General features: G+C 72.8%; 22 protein-coding genes and 1 pseudogene. 17 read left to right on the top strand and 6 right to left on the bottom strand.

Features of this window, described 5'->3' with window-relative positions:
• Positions 1-232: 232 nt before the first annotated feature.
• On the top strand, positions 233-2,044 hold the full coding sequence (locus tag OHA86_RS13270) for a phosphoenolpyruvate carboxykinase (GTP) (protein ID WP_329175238.1): 1,812 nt from the start codon (positions 233-235) through the stop codon (positions 2,042-2,044).
• A 74-nt stretch (positions 2,045-2,118) separates the two neighbouring features.
• On the opposite strand, the gene OHA86_RS13265 is transcribed toward OHA86_RS13270, so the two are convergent.
• The 3 genes from OHA86_RS13265 to OHA86_RS13255 all read right to left on the bottom strand — a co-directional run bounded on the left by OHA86_RS13265 (position 2,119) and on the right by OHA86_RS13255 (position 6,493).
• Complete coding sequence (locus OHA86_RS13265) at positions 2,119-3,330, bottom strand: pyridoxal phosphate-dependent aminotransferase (RefSeq protein WP_329175236.1); 1,212 nt, start codon at positions 3,328-3,330, stop codon at positions 2,119-2,121.
• Positions 3,331-3,402: 72 nt separating this feature from the next.
• Positions 3,403-4,974: an N-acyl-D-amino-acid deacylase family protein gene (locus OHA86_RS13260; RefSeq protein WP_329175235.1), complete on the bottom strand. Its 1,572-nt coding sequence runs from the start codon at positions 4,972-4,974 to the stop codon at positions 3,403-3,405.
• Positions 4,975-5,218: 244 nt separating this feature from the next.
• A complete protein-coding gene (locus tag OHA86_RS13255; RefSeq protein WP_329175233.1) occupies positions 5,219-6,493 on the bottom strand; it encodes an alanine racemase in 1,275 nt (424 codons plus the stop codon).
• A 153-nt stretch (positions 6,494-6,646) separates the two neighbouring features.
• Here OHA86_RS13255 and OHA86_RS13250 point away from each other — a divergent pair, with 153 nt between their 5' ends.
• The 3 genes from OHA86_RS13250 to OHA86_RS13240 are packed head-to-tail and all read left to right on the top strand — an operon-like array spanning position 6,647 to position 8,912.
• A complete protein-coding gene (locus OHA86_RS13250; protein WP_329175231.1) occupies positions 6,647-7,684 on the top strand; it encodes a sugar kinase in 1,038 nt (345 codons plus the stop codon).
• Positions 7,681-8,472, top strand: coding sequence for an IclR family transcriptional regulator (locus OHA86_RS13245; RefSeq protein ID WP_329175229.1), 792 nt, complete (start codon positions 7,681-7,683; stop codon positions 8,470-8,472). Before OHA86_RS13250 ends, OHA86_RS13245 begins: the two co-directional genes overlap by 4 nt.
• Entirely contained in the window at positions 8,469-8,912 is a 444-nt protein-coding gene (locus tag OHA86_RS13240; protein WP_329175227.1) for a RidA family protein, read from the top strand. The genes OHA86_RS13245 and OHA86_RS13240 overlap by 4 nt, the downstream gene beginning before the upstream one ends.
• Positions 8,913-9,001: 89 nt before the next feature.
• On the opposite strand, the gene OHA86_RS13235 is transcribed toward OHA86_RS13240, so the two are convergent.
• On the bottom strand, positions 9,002-10,567 hold the full coding sequence (locus tag OHA86_RS13235) for a chitinase (RefSeq protein ID WP_443071719.1): 1,566 nt from the start codon (positions 10,565-10,567) through the stop codon (positions 9,002-9,004).
• Between the two features lie 267 nt (positions 10,568-10,834).
• On the opposite strand from OHA86_RS13235, the gene OHA86_RS13230 reads away from it, so the two are divergent.
• From OHA86_RS13230 to OHA86_RS13180, 12 genes and pseudogenes are all read left to right on the top strand, one after another.
• Entirely contained in the window at positions 10,835-11,683 is an 849-nt protein-coding gene (locus OHA86_RS13230; RefSeq protein WP_329175225.1) for a hypothetical protein, read from the top strand.
• Positions 11,684-11,695: 12 nt separating this feature from the next.
• Positions 11,696-12,424 carry a Flp pilus assembly protein CpaB gene (gene cpaB / locus OHA86_RS13225; protein WP_329175224.1) on the top strand — a complete coding sequence of 243 codons (729 nt, stop codon included), beginning with the start codon at positions 11,696-11,698 and terminating at the stop codon, positions 12,422-12,424.
• Positions 12,421-14,001: an AAA family ATPase gene (locus tag OHA86_RS13220; protein ID WP_329175223.1), complete on the top strand. Its 1,581-nt coding sequence runs from the start codon at positions 12,421-12,423 to the stop codon at positions 13,999-14,001. Before cpaB ends, OHA86_RS13220 begins: the two co-directional genes overlap by 4 nt.
• Positions 14,002-14,492: 491 nt before the next feature.
• Entirely contained in the window at positions 14,493-14,819 is a 327-nt protein-coding gene (locus OHA86_RS13215; RefSeq protein ID WP_329175221.1) for a pilus assembly protein, read from the top strand.
• Positions 14,816-16,150 carry a CpaF family protein gene (locus OHA86_RS13210; RefSeq protein WP_329175220.1) on the top strand — a complete coding sequence of 445 codons (1,335 nt, stop codon included), beginning with the start codon at positions 14,816-14,818 and terminating at the stop codon, positions 16,148-16,150. The genes OHA86_RS13215 and OHA86_RS13210 overlap by 4 nt, the downstream gene beginning before the upstream one ends.
• The gene (locus OHA86_RS13205) at positions 16,147-17,169 is read left to right on the top strand and encodes a type II secretion system F family protein (protein WP_329175218.1); all 1,023 of its coding nucleotides are present in this window, start codon (positions 16,147-16,149) and stop codon (positions 17,167-17,169) included. The genes OHA86_RS13210 and OHA86_RS13205 overlap by 4 nt, the downstream gene beginning before the upstream one ends.
• 139 nt (positions 17,170-17,308) lie before the next feature.
• The gene (locus OHA86_RS13200; protein WP_443071984.1) at positions 17,309-18,199 is read left to right on the top strand and encodes a DUF5936 domain-containing protein; all 891 of its coding nucleotides are present in this window, start codon (positions 17,309-17,311) and stop codon (positions 18,197-18,199) included.
• Positions 18,200-18,476: 277 nt separating this feature from the next.
• Positions 18,477-18,716, top strand: a complete 240-nt coding sequence (locus OHA86_RS13195) for a hypothetical protein (RefSeq protein WP_329175214.1) — start codon at positions 18,477-18,479, stop codon at positions 18,714-18,716.
• A pseudogene (locus OHA86_RS36045) lies at positions 18,635-18,868 on the top strand (pilus assembly protein TadG-related protein); the annotation flags it as partial. The gene OHA86_RS13195 and the pseudogene OHA86_RS36045, both read left to right, overlap by 82 nt.
• A gap of 27 nt (positions 18,869-18,895) precedes the next feature.
• Positions 18,896-19,306 (top strand): hypothetical protein, encoded by a 411-nt coding sequence (locus OHA86_RS13190; RefSeq protein ID WP_329175212.1) that lies wholly within the window; start codon positions 18,896-18,898, stop codon positions 19,304-19,306.
• Between the two features lie 34 nt (positions 19,307-19,340).
• A complete protein-coding gene (locus tag OHA86_RS13185) occupies positions 19,341-19,928 on the top strand; it encodes a hypothetical protein (protein WP_329175210.1) in 588 nt (195 codons plus the stop codon).
• A gap of 5 nt (positions 19,929-19,933) precedes the next feature.
• The gene (locus OHA86_RS13180; protein WP_329175209.1) at positions 19,934-20,575 is read left to right on the top strand and encodes an OmpA family protein; all 642 of its coding nucleotides are present in this window, start codon (positions 19,934-19,936) and stop codon (positions 20,573-20,575) included.
• Positions 20,576-20,691: 116 nt separating this feature from the next.
• Here the strand turns inward: OHA86_RS13180 and OHA86_RS13175 are convergent, their stop codons facing one another.
• Both OHA86_RS13175 and OHA86_RS13170 read right to left on the bottom strand, forming a co-directional pair.
• Complete coding sequence (locus tag OHA86_RS13175) at positions 20,692-21,438, bottom strand: GNAT family N-acetyltransferase (protein ID WP_329175207.1); 747 nt, start codon at positions 21,436-21,438, stop codon at positions 20,692-20,694.
• A 78-nt stretch (positions 21,439-21,516) separates the two neighbouring features.
• A complete protein-coding gene (locus tag OHA86_RS13170; RefSeq protein ID WP_329175205.1) occupies positions 21,517-21,864 on the bottom strand; it encodes a DUF192 domain-containing protein in 348 nt (115 codons plus the stop codon).
• Between the two features lie 41 nt (positions 21,865-21,905).
• Between OHA86_RS13170 and OHA86_RS13165 the strand changes: the two genes are divergently transcribed.
• Complete coding sequence (locus OHA86_RS13165; RefSeq protein ID WP_329175203.1) at positions 21,906-22,634, top strand: A24 family peptidase; 729 nt, start codon at positions 21,906-21,908, stop codon at positions 22,632-22,634.
• Positions 22,635-22,760 lie beyond the last annotated feature (126 nt).

The following is a 22,760-nucleotide window of genomic DNA, read 5'->3' as shown; positions in this document are numbered from 1 at the left end:
GCGACCGTAGGTTGCCCGGCGGTGGACCGCCGCCGTCCGTGCGGTGACAGGCCGTGGCGGGGCTCACTCCGCGTGCTCTGGACAGACTCCTGCGACCAGGACCACACTCATATGAGTGCGGTCGGCACCGGATGAGCACTCCACGAACGCGTCCGGGCCGCAGCCCCCACGGGGCCGAACCAACCCTCAACTCTCACGCCGGTCTGTGCGGATCCGGCGGGACGGAGCGATCGTGGCGCGCGGCATTGCGGCTCCCACCGAACACAAGGAACTGACCCGCTGGGTCGGCGAGATCGCCGAACTCACCCAGCCCGACGAGATCGTCTGGTGCGACGGCTCGCAGGCGGAGTACGACCGGCTCGCCGCCGGACTCGTCGCCAGGGGCACCTTCACCAAGCTCGACCCGACCCTGCGGCCGAACTCGTACTACGCGGCCTCCGACCCCTCCGACGTGGCGCGCGTCGAGGACCGGACGTTCATCTGCTCGCGCCGCGAGGCCGACGCGGGCCCGACCAACCACTGGAAGGACCCCGCCGAGATGCGGGAGGTCTTCACCGGCGGGTCGGGCCTCTTCCGCGGGTCGATGCGCGGCCGGACGATGTACGTCGTCCCCTTCTGCATGGGGCCGCTCGGCTCACCGCTGTCCGCGATGGGTGTCGAGCTGACCGACTCCGCCTACGTCGCCGTCTCGATGCGCACGATGACCCGGATGGGCAGCGCCGTCCTGGACGAACTGGGCACCGACGGCCCCTTCGTCAAGGCCGTCCACTCGGTCGGCGCCCCGCTGGCCGACGGCCGGGCCGATGTGCCCTGGCCGTGCAGCGACACCAAGTACATCTCGCACTTCCCCGAGGACCGGGAGATCTGGTCCTACGGCTCCGGCTACGGCGGCAACGCCCTGCTCGGCAAGAAGTGCTACGCCCTGCGGATCGCCTCCGTCATGGCCCGCGACGAGGGCTGGCTGGCCGAGCACATGCTGATCCTCAAGCTCACCCCGCCGCGCGGCGAGTCCACGTACGTCGCCGCCGCCTTCCCCTCCGCGTGCGGCAAGACCAACCTGGCGATGCTGGAGCCCACCGTCCCGGGCTGGACCGTCGAGACCATCGGCGACGACATCGCCTGGATGCGCTTCGGCGAGGACGGCCGGCTCTACGCCATCAACCCCGAGGCCGGCTTCTTCGGCGTGGCCCCCGGCACCGGCGAGCACACCAACGCCAACGCCATCAAGACGCTGTACGCCAACTCCGTCTTCACCAACGTCGCCCTCACCGACGACGGCGACGTGTGGTGGGAGGGCATGACCGAGCAGCCCCCCGCGCACCTGACCGACTGGAAGGGCAACGACTGGACGCCCGCGTCCACCACACCGGCCGCCCACCCCAACGCCCGCTTCACCGTCCCGGCGAGCCAGTGCCCGATCATCGCCCCCGAATGGGAGGACCCGCGCGGCGTCCCGATCTCCGCGATCCTCTTCGGCGGGCGCCGCGCCTCCGCCGTACCGCTGGTCACCGAGTCCTTCGACTGGCAGCACGGCGTCTTCCTCGGCGCGAACATCGCCAGCGAGAAGACGGCGGCGGCCGACGGCAAGGTCGGCGAGCTGCGCCGGGACCCCTTCGCGATGCTGCCCTTCTGCGGCTACAACATGGGCGACTACTTCGCGCACTGGCTGGAGGTGGGCAGGGCCCACGACCCGGCGAAGCTGCCGAAGATCTTCTACGTGAACTGGTTCCGCAAGGACGCCGCCGGCCGCTTCGTGTGGCCCGGCTTCGGCGAGAACAGCCGGGTGCTCAAGTGGATCGTCGACCGCCTCGACGGCGCCGCCGAGGGGGTGCGCACCCCGATCGGCATCCTGCCGGCGCCGGGCGCGCTCGACACGGACGGGCTGGACATCCCGCAGGCCGACCTCGACCTGCTGCTGAGCGTCGACCTGCCGGTCTGGCGCGAGGAGGCGGCGCTCGTCCCGGCCCACCTGGAGACCTTCGGCGCCCACACCCCGCCCGAACTCTGGTCCGAGTACAAGTCCCTGGTCGCCCGCCTGGGCTGAGCCGTCACCCGCGGTGAGCCGGGAGAGGGGCGCGGGGACATCCCCGCGCCCCTCTCCCGCGCACAGGCGCGGCGCTACGGCTGCGCGTAGCCGTCCAGGAAGCGGCCGATACGGCCGATCGCCTCGGTCAGGTCCTCCGCGCGCGGCAGCGTGACGATCCGGAAGTGGTCGGGTTCGATCCAGTTGAACCCGGTCCCGTGCACGATCATGATCTTCTCGGCCCGCAGCAGGTCGAGCACCATCTGCCGGTCGTCCTTGATCTTGTAGACCTGCGGGTCCAGCCGCGGGAAGGCGTACAGCGCGCCCTTGGGCTTGACGCAGGTCACGCCGGGGATCGCGGTGAGCGCCGCATACGTGGCGTCGCGCTGGGCCAGCAGCCGGCCGCCGGGCAGGACCAGCGAGGTGATCGACTGGTGGCCGCCGAGCGCGGTCGCGATGGCGTGCTGGGCCGGCATGTTGGCGCACAGCCGCATGTTGGCCAGGATCGTCAGGCCCTCTATGTAGCTGCCCGCCTGGGACTTGGGGCCGCACACGGCCATCCAGCCGCTGCGGTAGCCGGCCACCCGGTAGGCCTTGGACAGGCCGTTGAAGGTCAGGGTGAGCAGGTCGGGCGCGATCGCCGAGGTCGGGGTGTGGGTGACGTCGTCGTAGAGGATCTTGTCGTAGATCTCGTCGGAGCAGACCACCAACCGGTGCCGGCGCGCGATGTCGGTGAGGCCGCGCAGCATCTCGTCGTCGTAGACGGCGCCGGTCGGGTTGTTCGGGTTGATGATGACGATCGCCTTGGTGCGGTCGGTCACCTTGCGCTCGATGTCGGCGAGGTCCGGCATCCAGTCGGACTGCTCGTCGCACCGGTAGTGCACCGCGGTGCCGCCGGCCAGCGAGACCGAGGCGGTCCACAGCGGGTAGTCGGGCGCCGGGACCAGCACCTCGTCGCCGTCGTCGAGCAGGGCCTGCATCGACATCTGGATCAGTTCGGACACGCCGTTGCCGAGGTAGATGTCCTCGACGTCCAGCGGGATGCCCTTGGTCTGGTAGTGCTGCATCACCGCCCGCCGCGCCGACAACAGGCCCTTGGCGTCGCCGTAGCCATGCGCGTCCTTCAGGGAGCGCAGCATGTCCTCAAGGATCTCGGGCGGGCACTCGAACCCGAATCCGGCCGGATTCCCGGTGTTCAGCTTGAGGATGCGGTGCCCGGCCGCCTCCAGCCGCATCGCCTCCTCAAGAACCGGACCCCGGATCTCGTAACAGACATTTGCGAGCTTCGTGGACTGGATCACCTGCATGCCGGTCACCTTACGGCCACGTTACGTCGGCCGCGCGGTGTTTTTCGCCACCCCGGGGGCGGCGGGACCCGGTCACCGCGGGGCGGTCCGCCGCACCGAGCGGCCCGCCAGCACATCGGTCCGCCGGCCGTCCTCGATGACGAACCTGCCGTCGATCAGCACGTGCGGGATGCCGGCCGGCAGGGCGCGCGGGCGGTCGTACGTCGCCCCCGCCGCGACCGTCGCCGGGTCGAACAGCACCAGGTCGGCGCGGTGGCCCGCGCGGACCAGCCCGCGGTCGGGCAGCCGCAGCCGGGCGGCGGGGCGGCCCGTCAGGTGGGCGACGCACTCCTCAAGTGTGAGGACGCCCAGCTCGCGCACGTAGTGGCCCAGGTAGTGCGGGAAAGTGCCGTACGCCCGCGGGTGCGGCTTGGCGCCGTGCAGGATGCCGTCCGATCCCGCGGTGTGGGTGCGGTGCCGCATCACCGTACGGACGTTCCGCTCGTCGCCGACGTGCTGGAGGATCGTCGTACCGAGCCGGTCGGCCAGCAGCAGCGCGCGGGCCGCGGGCCAGCCGTCGAGCCGGGTGCCGACCCGGCCGGCCAGGGCCGGGTCCGCGGTGCCGGAGACCTCGATCGTGGACCAGTCCATCGGCACCCCGTGGCTGCCGTCGGAACCGGTCACCTCAAGGGCGTGCCTGATGCGTTCCGCCGTCGGCCCGTCGCGCAGCCGGGCCAGCGTCGCGTCGGGGCCGCCGACCGCCGCCCAGCTCGGCAGCAGCGCCGCCAGCGTCGTACAGCCCGCGGTGTACGGATAGCTGTCCAGCGTGATGTCGGCGCCGTCCGCCAGCGCCTCGTCCAGCAGCGCCAGCAGGTCGGGGGCGCGGCCCGCGTTGACGTCGAAGTTCATCGTCGCGTGCGCCAGGTGCAGCGGGCAGCCCGCCGCCCGGGTCAGCGCGATCATCTCCCGGTACGCCTCCAGCGCCCCGGCGCCGTAGGAGCGGTGGTGCGGGCAGTAGTAGCCGCCGTACGCCGCGACCACCCGGCACAGCTCGGTCAGCTCGGCGTCCGGCGCGTACATCCCCGGGGTGTACGTCAGCCCCGACGACATCCCCACCGCGCCCTGCGCCAGGCCCTCCGCGACCAGCTCCCTCATCCGGTCCAGCTCGGCCGGGGCGGCGGGCCTGTCCTCCCAGCCGACCGCCATCATCCTGACGGTGCCCTGCGGTACGAGGTAGGCGGCGTTGACCGCGACGCCCTCGTCCAGCCGGTCCAGGTAGCCGCCGACGGTGCGCCAGTCGAAGGTGACGTCCGAGCCGTCGCCGTTCCAGCCCGCGATGAGGGTGCGCAGCGTGTCGAGGGTGCGGTCGTCGGCCGGGGCGTACGACAGGCCGTCCTGGCCGAGGACCTCCAGGGTGACGCCCTGGGCCGCCTTCGCCTCGTGGGCGGGGTCGGTGAGCAGGGCCAGGTCGCTGTGCGCGTGCATGTCGATGAAGCCGGGCGCCAGCGCGAGGCCGCGGGCGTCGAGGGTCCGCTTGGCGCTCGCCCGCGGTTCGCCTTCCCGGCGCACCTCGACGATGCGGCCGGCCTCGATGCCGACGTCGCCCGCGTAGGCGGGTGACCCGCTCCCGTCCACAATCCGCGCGCCCCGCACGACCAGGTCCATGTCCCGACCTTACGACGCCCCTGCGGGGCGGCTGTGGGGGCCCGCACTTGCGCTGCCCTCGCGGCCCTGGGTGATTGCCGCTTGCGGTGGCTGCGCTGCCTTCCCACCGTTGTGGCTGGTCGGGCAGCTCCCCGCGCCCCTCAGGGGTTGCCACGTGCGGTGCGCTCCCGGCCTCCGCGCCGTCGTGGTCGCGCGCGCGGTTTCCCGCGCCCCCGGTGTGCTGCCCTCGGGGGCGGAGGAGCCGCTAGAAGAAGGTGCGGATGTAGTCCGTGATCGTGCCGTCGGGGGTGGCGACCGGGATGAGGGGCCATTTGTCGAAGGTCGTGCAGGGGTGGGAGAGCCCGAGGCACACGGTGTCGCCGACCTGGAGCGGGTCGGCGGCCGGGACGTCGAGCCACAGGTGCTGGTCGGAGATGCCGCTGACGCGGAGGCCGTCGGGGGCGGCCCGCAGGCCTTCGGGCGAGCGCACCGCCAGCGGTGTGGGAAGCCCGAGGTCGTAGGGCGCGTCGCGCTTGCCCGCGTTGAGGAAGGCCTGCCCCGGCGCCGGCCGGGAGACCACCTGGGCCCACAGCCGGAAGGCCGGCTCCAGGTGCCCGGGCACCCGGGTGAAGGGCGTCACCCGGGCGTAGTGCGTGTCGTCGTGCGTGACGTACGCGCCCGACCGCAGCAGCCGCAGCACCGGCAGGGACATCGCGCCGATACCGCCGAAGACATCCGCGACCGCGTCGAACCACGCGGAGCCCCCCGCGCTGACCACGATCCGCTCGGCCCCGGCGAAGGCCCCGCCGCGGTCCAGCTCCGCCGCGAGCGCGACCAGCCGCCGCAGCCAGGCCCGTACCCGCTCGGGGTCGGCGCCCGGCACCTCGCCCTCGTAGCCCGCGACGCCGACGAGCCGCAGCCGGTCCGCCGCCGCGACCGCCCCGGCGACGGCGGCGCAGTCCGCCTCGGTGCGCGCCCCGGTCCGCGCGCCCTCACCGGCGCCGAGTTCGATCACGACGTCCACCCGGCGCCGGGTGCCCGCGGCCCGCAGCGCCTCGTCCATGAGCCGGACGCCGCGCACGGAGTCGACGTAGCAGACGAACTCGAAGCCGGGGTCGGCGTCCAGTTCGGCGCCGAGCCAGCGCAGCGCGACCGGGTCGACGAGTTCGTTGGCCAGGAAGACCCGGGGGACGCCGAAGGCGCGGCAGACCCGCAGCTGGTGGGGTACGGCGACGGTGATGCCCCAGGCGCCGCGTTCGAGCTGGCGGGCGAAGAGCTGCGGGGCCATCGACGTCTTGCCGTGCGGGGCGAAGGCGAGGCCGTGCTCGTCCGTCCAGCGCTCCAGGACGGCGAGGTTGTGGTCCAGAGCGTCGGCGGACAGCACGAGCAGCGGGGTGGTGAAGCCGCCGTCGGTGAGGGTGCGCCGCTGGCCGGCGAGTTCGCCGACGGTGAGCCCCTCGGCGTCCGGCGGCAGGCCCTTGAAACGGTGGTCGATACGTTCCTCGCGCAGCGCGGCGACCCGTTCGGCGACGACGTCCATGCACCCTCCGTACCCCGCAGTGCGTTGCACCATGTGCAACGGCCATTGCGTATCGTGTTTCGAGCTGTCTAACATCCGGGCCTGCGCCTGGTCAACGGCGCGGACCCGTACCCCAGCAGTTACCCCTGTGCAGTTACCCCAGTGAGAGCGAGCGTGAGCGTGACGCCGAGCGTGGACGTCGTATGCCTGGGGGAGTCCATGGTCACCTTCGTGCCGAGCCGGGCCGGGCGGCTGGCCGACGTGCCCGCCTTCCGGCGGACCATCGGCGGCGCCGAGTCGAACGTCGCGTGCACCCTGGCGCGTACCGGGCACACCGCCCGCTGGGTCAGCCGGGTCGGCAGCGACGGCTTCGGCGACCACCTGGTCGACACCATCGCCGGCGCCGGTGTCGACGTCGGCGCCGTCCAGCGCGACCCGCACCGGCCCACCGGCGTCTACTTCCGTACCGCGGGCGAACGCGCGACCACCCTGGACGCCGCCCAGGACCGCGCCGAGGTCGTCTACTACCGCAAGGGCTCCGCCGCCTCCGCGCTGTCGCCCGCGCTGGTGCGGCGCGCGGACGTGTGGGCCGGGCGGGTGCTGCACCTGACCGGGATCACCTGCGCCCTGTCGGCCACCTGCAAGGCGCTGATGCGGCGGCTCACCCACCGCGAGCCGGGCCGCCCGCTGGTGTCCTTCGACGTCAACCACCGGCCCGCGCTGTGGCACGGCGCCGACCCGTGGCTGCTGGCCGAACTCGCCCGCGGCTGCGACCTGGTCTTCGTCGGCGAGGACGAGGCGCAGGCCGCCTGGGGCCTCGCGGACGCCGACGCGATCCGGGCCGCGCTGCCCGAGCCGGCGACGGTGGTCGTCAAGCAGGGCGCGGCAGGCGCCACCGTCTTCAGCGGCGGCGAGCGGGTCCGCGTACCGGCGCCGGCCGTGGACGTCGTCGCCCACGTCGGCGCGGGCGACGCCTTCGCGGCCGGCTTCCTGTCCGCGACCCTGCGCGGGCTGCCGCTGCGCGACCGGCTGCGGCACGGGCACCTGCTGGCCGCCGCCGCGCTGATCGTGCCGGGCGACCTCGCGCCGCCGCCCGCCCGCGCGCACGCCGACGCCCTTGCCGCACTGGACGACACCGCATGGGGCAGACTGCGACTCGGCCCCGGCTGGACGGACCAGGGCCGGGACCGCGAACAGGAGGCCGAGCGGTGAGCCAGACGGTCGATCGCGCGCTGAGCATCCTGCCGCTGCTCGCCGAGGGCCCCGCGAGCCTGGAACAGGTCGCCACCCGGCTCGACGTGCACAAGTCCACCGCGCTGCGGCTGCTGCGCACCCTGCACGAACACGGCCTGGTCTACCGCCAGCAGGACCAGCGCTACCGGCTCGGCGCCCGGCTGTTCGCGCTCGCCCAGCAGGCCGTCGAGGCACTGGACATCCGCGGCATCGCCCACCCGCACCTGGCCGCGCTCAACGAACGCACCGGCCACACCGTGCACCTGGCGGTCTACGAGCAGGGCGAGGTCGTCTACATCGACAAGGTGGAGAGCCGCTACCCGGTCCGTATGTACTCGCGGATCGGCCGCCCGGTCGCCATCACGGTCGCCGCCGTCGCCAAACTGCTGCTCGCCGACCTGCCGGAGCCGGAGCGCCGGGCGGTCGCGGAAGGCCTGGACTACCCGCGCTACACCCCGCGTTCGACACCGGACGCGGGCGCCTTCCTCGCCGAGCTGGCCCGGGTGCGCGACCAGGGCTGGGCCAGCGACCTGGGCGGCCACGAGGAGTCCATCAACTGCGTCGGCGCCCCGCTGCGCGGCCCCGACGGACGGGTCTGCGCGGCCATGTCGGTGTCGGCGCCCAACGTGGTGGTCACCGCGGAAGAGCTGCTGCGGCTGCGGCCGTTGATCCTGCGGACGGCCGAGGCGATCGGCGCCGAACTGTCCGGTGCCACGCCCCCCGCTCCTGCCCCCGCACCCACCGCTACGAAAGGCGCGACCCGATGAGCGAGCTGCCCGAGCCCCACCCCGCCGAGCCGGCCGGTCCGGGGAAGACGGCGATCACTCCGCCGACGCACACCGCGCCCCCGGCGAGGTTCTCGCACGGCGTGCGCAAGGGCGACATCCTCCAGGTCGCGGGCCAGGTCGGCTTCCTGCCTGCCGTCGAGGGCCGCCCGCCGACCCCGGCCGGCCCCACCCTGCGCGCCCAGGTCCTGCAGACCCTGGTCAACGTCCAGTCCGTGCTGGAAGCGGGCGGCGCGACCTGGGAGGACGCGGTGATGGTGCGGGTGTACCTCACGGACACGGCGCACTTCGCGGAGTTCAACGAGATCTACGACGGCTTCTTCGCCGGGCTCTCCGGGCCGCCGGCCGCCCGTACGACGGTGTACGTGGGCCTGCCGCCCGGGCTGCTGGTGGAAGTCGACGCCCTGGCCGTGCTGGGCTGAACGCCCGCCCGGCCGTACGTCCCCGCGGGGCGTGCCCGCAGGGACGTACGCCCGGGAGCGCGGTGGCCGCGCCCCCGGGCGGACTGCCGTTACGGCAGGGCGTGGACGTGCGGGCCGACGCCGTTGGACCAGGTGTTGCCGGCCGAGGCGTCCCAGTTCGTCGACCAGGTCATCGCGCCGCCGATGCCGGGCCAGGTGGTGGACGGGTGGTAGCTGCCGCAGCCGGTGCCCTTGGCGAGGCAGTCCAGCGCGTTGTTGACGACGGTCGGGCTGACGTAGCCGGAGCCGGCCGCGCTGGTGGACGCCGGGGTGCCGATGCCGACCTGGGACGGTGACAGGCCGGCCTGGATCGCGGTGCAGGCCAGCGTGGTGATGAAGTCCACCGAGCCCTGGCTGTAGACGCCGCCGTCACAGCCGTTCATCGAACCGCTGTTGTAGTACTGGGTGTTGACGATGGTCAGGATGTCCTTGACCTTCAGCGCGGTGGCCAGGTAGTCGCTGCCCGCCGAGAGCATGTCGATGGTCTGCGGCGCCATCGTGATGATCAGGCCCGAGCCCGCCTTCGCGCTCAGCGCCCGCAGCGCCTGCGGCATGTACGTGGTGTCGATGCCGTTCTCCAGGTCGATGTCGACCCCGTTGAAGCCGTACGTCTGCATCAGCGTGTAGACGCTGTTGGCGAAGTTGGTGGCCGAGGCGGAGTCGCGGACCGAGATGGTGCCGTTCTGGCCGCCGACCGAGACGATCACCTTCTTGCCCGCGGCCTGCTTGGCCGCGATGTCCGCCTTGAACTGCGCCACGCTGTAGCCGAGCGACGGGTCCAGGGTGAAGGAGACCGCGCCAGGTGTGGTCGTCGCGTCGGCGAAGGCGACGGCGATGATGTCGTACTGGCTCTGCACCTGCGCGATGGTCTGCACGGTGGCGCCGTTGTTGAAGTTCTGCCAGTAGCCGGTGACCTTGTGCTTGGGCAGGTTCCCGGCCGGCGGGCTGGTCGGCGGGGTCGTGGGCGGTGTCGTGGGCGGGGTGGTCGGGGGAGTCGTCGGCGGGGTCGTCGGCGGCTTGGTGGTCGGGCTGGTGGGCGGGGTCGTCGGGGGAGTGGTGCCGGTGCCGCCGGGGCCCGACAGCGTGACGTCGTCGGCGAAGTACGCGGGCTGCGCGTACCAGCCGTGCGTGTAGACGGTGACCGAGCGCGTGCTGGCGCCGGTGGTGAAGCTGACGCTGAGCTGCTGGTAGCCGGACGCGCTCGGCGTCCACGTGGACGGGTCGGTGCCGCCGGTGCCGGTCGCGCCGAGGTAGACGTAGCTGCCCTGGACCCACGCGCTCAGCGTGTACTGGGAGTTGGGCTGCACGCTGACGGTCTGCGAGCACTGGGCGGTGTCGCTGCTGGACGGGGTGGCCTTGAGCGCGCCCGTTCCCGAGTGCACCGGGCTGGACACGGCCGCGCCGCTGCCCGCGGTGCAACTCCAGTTCGACAGGGCGCTCTCGAAGCCGGGGTTGGCGACGAGGTTGGTGGTCGCGGCGCTCGCGCTGCCGACGGTGACGGCCGCGACGCCCGCGCCGATCACCGCCGCCGCGCTGAGCGCGGCGATGGTGCGCTGCTTGACGGTTGATCTGCGGTGCGCAGGGCTGACTCGATTCGCGTGCGATGCACGTTCCACGACTGCCTCCTGGGGGCAAAGGAGTTGGGGGGTGGTGGGAGTGCGGGTGGCCCGGACCTCCGGGCAGGCCGTAGGGATTACCGGGAAGGTCCGGTAAGGAAGAAAGTTGGTCCAGACCAATTGGGTTGTCAAGACCTCTTGCGGACAGCCGCCGTTCACAGTCGCCGATCCGCAACTTTGCGCGCCCAGCCCGCTACACATCGATAAGCTGCGAGCGGAAATCGCCAGGCTGTACGGCCCGATCCGGTGGAAAGAGGGAGGTTCCGGATGCCGAGCGTCATCACGGTCACGTCGGAAGACCTCGAACTTCCGCTGGAGGAGCAGCTGACGCAGATCTCGGCCGCGCTCGACGCGCACGGCCATGTCGTCGCGCTCGCCCCCGCCGAGGCCGACGACCCCGCCCGCCGCCGGCTGCACACCGTCCGATCGGCCCTGGAGGCCGACCGGTTGGCGATCGTGCCGCTCTCCCTGCCGCCACTGGCCAGAACGCTGCTCGCCGAGCAGCTGCGGCAGCTGGCCGGCACCGACCTCGGGCCCGGCGTGCTGGCCGGCGCCGCCCGCCTGCTGTCGTACTACCTGCACTCCGGCGCGCTGCTCGGCTCGGTCGCCAAGCTCGACCGGGTGCCGGTCGGCGTCGGCAGCCACGTCAAGTCCCTGGTCCCCGGACGCCACTTCGCGGTCCTCGCGCACCCCGAGCCCTACCTCGGCGAGGCCGAGCCGACCGCGATCCCGCCGGGACCGGGCTACCAGACACAGCTCGCCGTCGCGGGCAAGGGCCTCGACCCCGGCTGGATCGCCGGGCCGCTGGCCACCGCCTGGCACTCCCAGCACCTGCGCGAAGTGCCGCTGCCGCCGGACTCGGCCCGCTGGTGGGGCACCGCCAAGCTGGTCGAGTTCACCGCCTACATCGCCGACGTCGGCATGCTCTACCAGCTCGTCACCTCCGTGCGGCGCGACACCTGCACCTGGTGCGGGCTCGAAGTCATCGGCGACCAGTGCCTGTTCTGCGCCACCCGGCTCGCGGACCGGCAGGCGCCGGCCAAACACGCCGCCGAGCCCGGCAGCCGGGCCGTGGAGACCCCGCGCCGCCCCCAACTCGAACCCCACAAGCGATAGGTCCGCCCGCACATGAACTCACGTCAGCGCCGTGGTGTCGTCCTCCTGGTGGTCTCCGCCGTCTGCGCGGTCGCCGCCTTCGCCGGGGTGCTCGCCGTCGTCAACGACGCGCGGTCGCAGGTCGGGGAGAAGGTCACGGCGTACGAACTGTCCTCCGACATCGCCGCGTACCAGCAGCTCAGCAGCGCCAACGTGCACCGGATACAGGTCCCGTCGCGCTGGCTGCCGGACACCGCGATACGCGACCTCGGGCAGGTGCAGGGCAAGATCGCCGCGGTGGCGCTCAAGAAGGGCTCGCTGCTGCAGAGCGACATGGTGGCGTCCCGGCCCGAACTGCGGCCGGGGCAGATGGAGATCGCCATCATGATCGACGCGGAGACCGGGGTCGCCGGCAAGATCACCCCGGGCGCCCGGGTCAACATCTTCGCCACCTTCGCCGGCCGCAAGGACACCGACCCCGACCTCTCCCGCATCATCGTGGCCGGCGCCCAGGTCATCGACGTCGGCGAGATCAAGGCCTTCGACAAGGACGCCAACGCCCAGCGGCAGTCCGCCGAGGGCGTGCCCATCACCTTCGCGCTCGGTGCCGAGGACGCCCAACGCGTCGCCTACGCCGAGTCGTTCGCCGAACACGTACGCCTCGCCCTGGTCGCTCCCGGCGACAGCGCAGCCCCGCCGGACAGCTCGCGCAACTACACCCTGTCCGGAGACACCGCCAGCGGCGGAGGTGGCCGTTCGTGACCGTACGCATCGTCGCCGCGACCTCCGACGCCGACGCAGCCCGGGCGCTGCTCGGGCTGCTCGGCCAGCTCCCGGGCACGGAACCGGCACCCGCGCTGAACGACTCCACCGCGCTGCTCGAACTGCTCGCCCGCGCCGCCGAGACCGGCGTCGAGGAACTGCCCGAGGTCGTCATCGTCCACGAGACGATCGGCCCGATGCCCGCGCTCGACCTGGTCCGCGACATCGCGCTGCGCTTCCCCGCGGTCGGCGTCGTCCTGCTCACCGCCGACCCCGGCCCCGCCGCACTGGCCGCCGCGATGAATTCCGGCGCCCGGGGCGTCGTCGGACTCCCGCTGTCCTACGACGAGTTGGGCGTCCGCGTCGACGCCGCCGCCACCTGGGCCGCCGGTGTCCGCCGCCACCTCGGCCCGCAGCGCGCAGCCCTGCCCACGATCGCCGGCGGCACGCTGATCGCCGTCGCGGGAGCCAAGGGCGGCGTCGGCACCACCGTCACCGCCATCCACCTCGCCCTCGCCGCCCACGCCTCCGGCCGCTCCACCGCCCTGGTCGACCTCGACCTCCAGGGCGGCGACATCGCCTCCTACCTCGATGTGCAGTTCCGCCGCTCGGTCGCCGACCTCGCCGACATCGCCGACGTGTCCTCCCGGGTCCTGCACGACGCCATGTACGTCCACGAGTCCGGCCCCGCCCTGCTGCTCGCCCCGGCCGACGGCGAACGCGGCGAGGAGGTCTCCGACCGCGCCGCCCGCCTCGTCCTGACCGCGCTGCGGCAGCGCTACGAGGTCGTCGTCGTCGACTGCGGCACCCAGATGACCAGCGCGAACGCCGCCGCCGTCGAAGTCGCCGACACCGCGGTCCTGGTCACCACCCCCGACGTCGTCGCCGTCCGCGCCGCCAAGCGCATGGTGCGGATGTGGGACCGGCTCCAGATACGCAAGCCCCAGGACACCACCACCGTCGTCAACCGCCACACCCGCGGCAGCGAGATCCAGCCGACCCTGATCGGCCGCATCACCGGCACCCGCGTCGCCGCGTCCGTCGTGCCCGCCGCCTTCCGCGAGCTCCAGCCCGTCATCGACGCCGGCCGCCTCCACGACCTCGACGCCCGCTCCACCGTCAAGGCCGGCATCTGGACCCTGGCGGGCGAGCTGGGCCTGGTCACCGGCGCCACGCTCCCCCCGGTCCGCGGCAAGAAGTCCCGCCGCGGCGGCGGCGACCGCGGCCAGGTCACCCTGGAGACCCTCGGGATGACCCCGATCATCCTGGTCACCCTGATCCTGGTCTGGCAGGCGGTCCTGGCCGGCTACACCTTCACCCTGGCCGGCAACGCCGCGGACGAGGCCGCGCGGGCGGCCGCGGTGGCGGAGGATGCCGGCGGCGCGGGCGAGGCGGCGGCCAAGAGCGATCTGCCCGACGCGTGGTCGGGGGACGCGCAGGTCGACGTCACCCGCGGCGGCGGGACGATCGACGCGAAGGTCACGCTGAAGGTGCCGGTGCTGTTTCCCGGCGCGATCGACTTCCCGTTCCACGTGACGGGCCACGCCAGAACGGTCGACGAGAGGCCGGCCCCATGACCCCCACACTTTTCCGCGGTTCCCCTTCGGCTGGGGGTGCCCTTCCGCTGCCGCGGGGCCGGGGTGCCGGTGCGGCTGGGGGTGCCCTTCCGCTGCCGCGGGCTTGGGGCGCCCTCTTCGGGAAGGGGGTGCCGCCCAGGGGCGCGGGGAACTGCGCGCTCAGCCGGCCACCGGCCGGTGGTCCGGGGCGGACCGAAGAGACCCTGCGGGCCGGTGGCGGCCCACGCCCCGGCGGGGGCCGGCCGCGCTGTTCCCCGCGCCCCCGGGGTGGTGGCGGTGCGTCCGCACGTGACGGTGGGCGGGGGCTGCTCGCGCAGTTCCTCGCGCCCCTGGGGTGGTGGCGGTCGTCGCCCCGCCACGGTCGTGGGGGGACGGGGGCGCCGTTCCTCAGGCCCCTGGTCCGCCCGCGTGCCCCCGAGGGGCACCACCTCGCGCGGGGGCGGCGCGGGGCCTGGCGCGACCGAGGGGTCGCCTCGCTCGAATACCTCGGGATGGTCCCGTTCCTCATGCTCATCGCCCTCGCCGGCGTCCAGCTCGGCCTCGTGGCCTACTGCGGTGAGCAGGCCGGCACGGCAGCCCGTACCGCCGCGCGGACCGCCGCGCTGCCCGACCCGGACGGGGGCGTCGCCGCCGGGCGGCAGGCCGGGCAGGACGCGGTCAGCGACTGGCTGACCGCCACGATCGGCTTCCCGCAGAACGACGAGGCCACGATCAAGGCGGAGGCCAGCGTCCGCGTCCCCTCCGTCCTCCCCGGAGTGCACCTCTTCGGACCCGTGTCGCGTACCGCGACCATGCCGAAGGAGGACACCACCCCATGAGCCTGCGCGCCCGCCTCACCGTCGAAGAGGCCACCCCCCAGTCCGACGAGAGCAACCTGGTCGCCGTCTACCGGGCCAAGCTGCTCCAGGAGATCGACCTCGCCGAGATGTCGGCGCTCCCGGCGGCCGAGCGCAGGTCCCGCCTGGAGCGGGTGCTCGGCCACATCATCAGCCGCGAGGGCCCGGTGCTGTCCACCGCGGAGCGGGCCGCGCTGATCCGCCGGGTGGTGGACGAGGCGCTGGGCCTCGGCATCCTCGAACCGCTGCTCGAAGACCCGTCGGTCACCGAGATCATGGTCAACGGCCCGAACCGGATCTACGTCGAACGCGGCGGCCGGGTCGAGGCCGTCGCCGCCCGCTTCTCCTCGGAGGAACAGCTGCTCCAGACCATCGAGCGCATCGTCTCCACCGTCAACCGCCGTGTGGACGAGTCGAATCCGATGGTCGACGCCCGCCTGCCCTCGGGTGAGCGGGTCAACGTCGTCATCCCGCCGCTGTCCCTGACCGGGCCCACCCTCACCATCCGCCGCTTCCCGCGCGCGTACACGCTCCAGGAACTCATCGGCCTGGGCACGCTCGACGAGCACATGCTGCTGCTGCTGTCCTCGTTCGTCCGCGCCAAGTGCAACATCATCGTCAGCGGCGGCACGGGCTCGGGCAAGACGACGCTGCTCAACGCGCTGTCCGGGCTGATCCCCGACGGTGAGCGCATCATCACCGTCGAGGACGCGGCCGAACTCCAGTTGCAGCAGGAGCATGTGATCCGGCTGGAGTCCCGGCCGCCCAACGTCGAGGGCGAAGGCCGGATCACCATCCGCGACCTGGTACGCAACTCGCTGCGCATGCGGCCCGACCGGATCATCGTCGGCGAGGTGCGCGGCGGCGAGACGCTCGACATGCTCCAGGCGATGTCCACGGGCCACGACGGCTCGCTGGCCACCGTGCACGCCAACTCCGCGGAGGACGCGGTGCTCCGGCTCCAGACCCTGGCGTCGATGAGCGAGGTCAAGATCCCCTTCGAGGCGCTGCGCGACCAGATCAACAGCGCCGTCGACGTCCTCGTCCAGCTGCACCGGCACATCGACGGCACCCGCCGCATCGCCGAGATCGCCGTCCTCTCCTCGCACGGCCGCAACGTCTTCCAGCTCACCTCCGCCACCCGCTTCCGAGTCGAGCCGCTCGGCGTCGACCGCATCGTCCGCGGCTGGTACGAACACCGCCCGCTGCCGCGGGAGATCGGCGAGCGCCTCTACCTCGCGGGCGAGCACGTCCCCGCCGCGTTCGGTATCGGCGCCAGCGAACTCGAACTCGAAAGCCGGGAGGCGAAATGACGCTGCCGCCGGGCACCTTGACCCCCGCGGGACCGCCGCACGCCGTCCTCGCCGCCGCCGGCCGGAACTTCGCCGCCGGCCCCTACCCGCTGCTGGTGCTCGGCGCCACCGTGGTCACCCTCGCGCTCGCCGTGGGCGGCCTGCACGCCTGGCGCGGCGGCCGTGCCGACCGGGCCGCGCTGGTCGAACGGCTCGCCGCCGAGGCGGGCGAGGACACCGGGCTCGGCGGGCCGCCGGTCGCCTTCGCCTGGCTCGACCGCCGGGTACGCCGCTACGTCTGGGGCCGCCGGCTGGCCGGCGGGCTCGCCGCCACCGGCACCGACCTCACCCCCGGGCAGTTCACCGCCGCGGTGGTCGGCCTGGTGGCCGGCTCCTGGGTGGCCGCCGCCGCGCTGCTCGCGCCCTTCTTCGGCCCGATCGCCGCGCTGATCGCCGGCTGGGCCGCCTATTCCTTCCTCAGCTGGCGCCGCCGGATCCGTACCGAGCGCTTCATCGCCCAACTCCCGGACCTGGCACGTGTCCTGGCCAACGCCACGCAGGCCGGACTCGCCCTGCGTACCGCCGTGTCGATGGCCGCGGAGGAGCTGGACGCGCCCGCAGGCGAGGAGCTGAGGCAGGTCGCCGACGCCATGGCCATGGGGCACTCCGTCGAGGACTCCCTCGGCGAGCTGCAACAGCGCCTTCCGAGCCGGGAGTTGATCGTCCTCGTCTCCACCCTGGTGCTCTCCAGCCGGGCCGGCGGCTCGGTCGTGGAGTCGCTGCGCAACCTCACCGTCACCCTGGAGGAGCGCAAGGAGACCCGGCGCGAGATCCGTACCCAGATGTCCCAGGTCACCGTCACCGCCTACGCGGTCCCCGTCATCGGCCTGGGCTCGCTCTTCCTGCTCGACCGGATCATGCCGGGCTCGCTCAGCGCGATGACCGGCTCCACGATCGGCCGGATCTGCGTGATCATCGCGCTCGGCCTGTACACGCTCGGCTTCGTCCTGATCCGCCGCATGTCGAGGATCGACGTATGACCGGGCGTACGGCCGACGTGGCGGCCGGATCGACGAGCAGGCGTACGGCGGGTCGTACAGCTGGGCGTACGGCCGCGGTGGCGGCCGGCTGGACCAGACGGCCGGCCAACCGGCCCACGAGGAGCCCGGAATGACTCTCATCGGCCTCGGACTCGCGCTGGCGCTGGCCGTCTGCGCGTTCGGCGTCGTGCACGCGGTCGGGCTGCTGCGCGCCGACGTCAAGCTGCCCGACGACCTCGCCCTCGCGCTCGACGTCGGCCGCACCCGCACCACCCGCACCGGCAACGCCATCGATCGGCTCGGCATCCGCTGGGCGCCGCTCGTGCTGCGGATGATGGGCCCGGCCCGTATCGCGAAGATGCGGGCCAGGATCGACCACGCCGGCCACCCGCACGGCCTGACCGTCGAGCGCTACGCCGCCCGCCGCGCCGTCTACGGCTTCCTCGGCGGCCTGTCCGCCCTGGTGCTGCTCACCCGCGGCAGCTGGTTCCTCGCCCTGCTGCTGCTCGCCTACGGCTGGGGCTGGGCCGACCTGGGCATCTGGCTCGCCGTCCGCCGCCGCCGCGACGACATCGAACGCACCCTGCCCGACTTCCTCGACGTCCTCGCCGTCGTCGTCAGCGCGGGCCTCGGCTTCCGGCAGGCGCTGGAACGCGTCAACTCCGTCTACACCGGCCCCTGGTCCGACGAGATCCGGGTCGCCCTGCGCCAGATGGACGTCGGCGTCAGCCGCCGGGACGCCTTCGACCAGCTCCGCAAGCGCAACCACAGCGACCAGGTCGGCCAGTTCGTCACCGCCCTCCAGCAGGGCGAGGAGCTGGGCGCCCCGATCGCCCGCACCCTGCTGCAGATCGCCACCGACATGCGCCGCACCGAGGCCCAGAACGCCCGCCGCCGCGCGGCCCGCATGGTCCCGCGCGCCACCGGCGTCATCACCGTCCTGCTGGTCCCCGCCACCATGATCCTCCTGATCACCGGCACCGTCATGGGCTCCCAGATCCACTTCGGCGATGTCTTCGGAAACGGGTGATCGGGGTGCGACCCGCGGTGACCAACCGGCATGCTGTACACGCCACTTGCCGTCGCGGCGAATGGCGCACAACCGGCTGCGGATGCCCGAGGTTCGGGTGTACCTTTGCATTCGCAACCATATTTGCACCTGCAATCCGAACCAACCCGCTGCGGACGACAACCGACCACCAGCGAGAGGCGGTGCGCCGTGACCACCATCCCCGACCCCGACGGGCAACCCACGAGCACCGCCGTACGCATCACCAGCCAGGTGACAAAGAATGGGGCGAACAACCATGAACAGGTGGGCACTCCAGCGCTACACCAACGCCGAACTCTGGCTCCGCACCCGAGCGGACCGCGCCGCCAGACACCTGACGTCCCGCGCGGACCGCGGCCAGACGTCCTTCGAGTACCTGGGCATCGCGGTGGTGATCGCGGTGATCATCGGGGTATTGGCGACGACCAGCATCGGCGACCTGGTGGAGAAGCAGATTCTCAAGGCCATCAGAAAGATCGGCGGCGGCGGCAAGTAACGGCGCGCCTCAAGCGCGACGACGGACAGACGATCGGGCTCTACATCGTCGCGATTTCCGCGCTGTTCTTCCTGGCGTTCGCGTATTTCGCGGTCGGGCAGGCCGCCGTCTCCCGGAACACGACGCAGACGGCGGCCGATGCCGCGGCCCTGGCCGCGGCGCGGGAAGCCAGGGACCAGTTGCACGACGATGTGCTGGCGGCGCTGACCTCGGGTGATGAGCAGGCGGTCAAGGCTGTGCTGGAGCGGTCGGGCACCGACGTCTATGACGCCTGCGGACAGGCGTACGCATATGCGTCGGACAACGGTGCGAAGGTGGTGGACTGCGGTGTCGCAGGCGGTTCGGCACCCGGGTTCACGGTAAAGGTCACGTCGTTGTCGTCGGTGGGCAAGTCGGTGGTGAAGGGCAGCGAGACCGTGTACTCGACGGCGCTCGCGACGGCGGTCATCGAACCGCGGTGTGCTGTCGACGGTATTGAGGGAGCGCTCGTCAAATTGACGTGCGACCACGACGACCTGACGGTCGATCCGACGGCGGGCGGCTTCGCGCTGGACCTGTCGACCTTCTACAGGATTCATCTCAGCAAGTGAGGCGGTCGGTCCAGCGGTGGAGGAACGGGGAACGATGAGGAAGTGGCACCATGCTTCGCTGGCCGTCGCGCTCGCAGCGGCTGCGACACTCGCGCTGACGGGCTGCGGCGGCGGTGGGTCCGGCAAGAAGGACGACAAACCGTCGGCGTCGTCGAGTACGGGGTCCAAGCACGGCGGTACGTCCGGCGCCGCGGGCGGCTCCGCGCCCTCGGCCACCCCGACCGCGGTACTCGCGCAGCTGAAGGGTGAGGCCGGCATGACGGTGACCATCAACGCCGCGGTTCGCGACCCGGGCGGCTTTGTCACGGTGCAGGGTGTGATCACCAACAACGGCGACGAGACCTTCGACGCCGTCGACTGGCGCGGTCTTGAAACGGAGCTGGTGCCGTCCGGTCCTTCGGTGGCGGGTGCCGTTCTGGTGGACCCGGCGGGCAAGAAGCGCTACTACGTGCTCCGCGACACCGGCGGCATGTGCCTGTGCACCATGGGCCTCACCGGTATCGAGCCCAAGGAAAACCGCCCCTTCTTCGCCCAATTCCCCTCCCCCCCCGCCGCCACCACCGAGGTGGAGTTCGAGCTGCCCACCATGCCGCCCGCCAAAATCACCATCTCCGAGGGGTGATCCCGATGAAACGCACGGCGGCCGCCGCCACTCTCACGCTCACCGTCGTCCTGCTCGCCGCGGCGGCGCCGCAGGCGTTCGCGGACACGAATCCGCCGCCGACGGCGGGCGACGCGGCGCCCGCCGCTCCGGTCCGCATCGATCCGACGTCGCCGAATCTGCAACTGCCCGAGGGCTCGACGCTGGCCGCGCCCAAGGTGCTGGACATCGTGTCGGTGACGGACGAGTCCTCGGTCGCGGCGAGCCAGCCGGAGCAGCGGCAGGAGACGTCGAACTCGACGGTCACCTACGCGCTCCAGTCGGAGGTGGTCTTCACCAGGGACAGCGCGACGCTGTCGCCGTCCGCGACCTCCAGGATCCAGGCGATCGCGGCGGACATCAACACCCGCCACGTCACGTCACCCATTCGGGTCTTCGGGTTCACGGACAATCTGGGGAGCGACGAGCACGGTGAGGCGCTGTCGAAGCAGCGCGCGCAGGCGGTGTACCAAGTGCTGGCGGCGGCGCTGAGCAGTGCCGGTGACGCGTCCCACACATTTCAGGTGCGCGGCTACGGTGAGGATTACCCCATAGCGGACAATTCCACCGAAAGCGGCCGCCAGCAGAACCGCCGCGTGGAAATCACGTTCACTCCTCCTGCCGCGTAACGCGCGAGATGCGGGCCCGGACGCGGTACGGTGTAACTCCCCCCCTCGGGCCGGTTCGCTCTCCCCCCCCTGCGAACCGGCCCGTTTTTTTGTGCCCGGCCGCGCCGGGCGTCCGGTCAGGCCGCGAAGGCCGCCGCACGCAGCGGGCGGTAGGCGAGGCCCAGGGAGCGGTAGAGCCGCAGGGCCGGGGTGTTGCCGTCGTCCACGACCAGCGCGGCGGTGCCGTACGCGGCCAGGGCCTCGGCGAGGACGAAGGCGCAGATCTGCCGGCCCAGGCCGCGACCGCGGGCGGCAGGGGCGGTGGCGACGCCCGCGAGCAGGCCCACGGTGGGGGCGCACCAGGCGAGGGCGGCGACCGTCAGGGGTGTGCCGGAGCCGTCGGCCGGCATGATGCCCGCCCAGCGGTCGCCGGCGCCGGGGCGGCCCGGGTAGGCGTAGGAGTGCGGGAAGGCCTGGTCGAGCAGGGCGGCGATGCCAGGCGCGGCGGCGGGCGGCAGCCAGCCGGCGGTGCCGTCGGGGCGGACGGCGGGTGCGCCCGTGCGGTCCATCCAGCCGAAACCGGCCGTGGGGCGCAGTTCGGGTACGGCCATGACCAGGGCGTCGATGAGGCCGCGGTCGCCGAACGGCCGGTAGCCGCGGCCGACCTCCGCCAGCACGTCCCGCACCAGGGGTATCGCGTCACCGGCCGGTCCGGTCACCACCAGCCGGTCGCGCAGCGAGAGCCCGGGCGCGGCCACCGCGACGGCCGCCCCGCGGGTGAAGACCCGCCCGGCGGTACGGTCCCGTGCCGCCCACCGGCACAGCGCGTCATCGGTCGGAAGCTCGGAGTGCGGGGATATCTCGTCGGAGGTGGTGGAGAACATCCTGTATGCCTATCAGCAGCCCGGGGGCCGCCGCACCATCAATTGCCCGCATGCGGAACAAAGCGGACGGAAACCGGCTCAGTGGACGTCCAGCCGGACACCCCGGCGTACGCCCCACCGGGCCAGCGCGCCGGCCTCGGCCTCCAGCACGTGCCGGGCCAGCAGCCGCGGCCGGCCGACCCGCCCCGGCGGCATCGTACGGACCGCGATCACCCGCAGCCGCCGGTCCAGATAGGCCACGTCGATCGCGAACCGCATCCGTACGGTGTGCACGCTCGACGCCGGGGTGAGCAGCAGCGCGCCCTCGACGCCGTCCCGCCCGAGCAGCCCGCGGGTCCTCGCACGGTAGGACGCCGCGACCCGCAGCGGCACTTCGGCCTCCGGGGTGCCCAGCGTGAAGTCCCCGTCGTGCCAACGTCGGCCCATGGCCCCGCCCTTCGCGCAGGTGTACGTGTACGGTCGGCCCGGTGCATGTCTATCCGATCGTGGCCGCGGCCGTGTGGGGAACGGTGAGCGGGCTGCTACTGCCGCGTGCCGCACACCGGTTGGCGGTCCCGTCCGGTGAACCATGGGCCGCCGCCTGCCCGTTGGGCCACCCCCTGCCGCCGGGCGCGCGCGGCTGGCTCGGCCCCGCGTCCTGCCCCGACTGCCGTACGCCCGGGCGCCGTTACGGCCGCGGGCCGCTCCCCGCCGTGGGCAGCGCGCTGCTCTGCGCGGGCCTCGCGGCGGCCACCGGGCCGCACCCGGAACTCGTCGTCTGGCTGGCGCTGGTCCCCGTCTGGCTGACCCTCGCGCTGGTCGACCTGCGCGTCTTCCGGCTGCCCGACGTCCTCACCCTGCCCGCCTTCGCGGCCACCGCGGCCCTGCTGGGCGCCGCCGCCCTCCTCCCGTCCCACCAGGGCTCCTGGACCCGCGCCCTGCTCGCCGCCGCCGCCGTCGGCGTCCTGTACTTCCTGCTCTTCCTCATCAACCCGTCCGGCATGGGCTTCGGAGACGTCAAACTCGCCCCCACGGTGGCGCTGCCGCTGGGCTGGTACGGATGGGGCACGGTGGTCGCCGGCACTTTCGCGGCTTTCGCCCTGGGCGCGGTGGTCGGCCTGGCGCTCCTCCTCACGGGCCGCGCGACCCGTAAGTCGCCGCTGCCCTTCGGCCCCTTCATGCTCCTCGCCGGCGCGGCGACGCTCCTCTTCCGCTAACGCGGGTGCCGTTTGCGGTGGCGGCTCGCCTGATCCGCTGCCATGGCTGGTCGCGGAGTTCCCCGCGCCCCGCCCGGGTGTCCTCCTGCGCGGAGGGCACCCGGGCGGGAACCCGGCGAAAGAACA

Source organism: Streptomyces sp. NBC_01477 (assembly GCF_036227245.1).
GTDB lineage: Bacteria > Actinomycetota > Actinomycetes > Streptomycetales > Streptomycetaceae > Actinacidiphila.
Note: the sequence above shows the minus strand (reverse complement) of the source record. Positions and strands in the feature narration are given on the sequence as shown.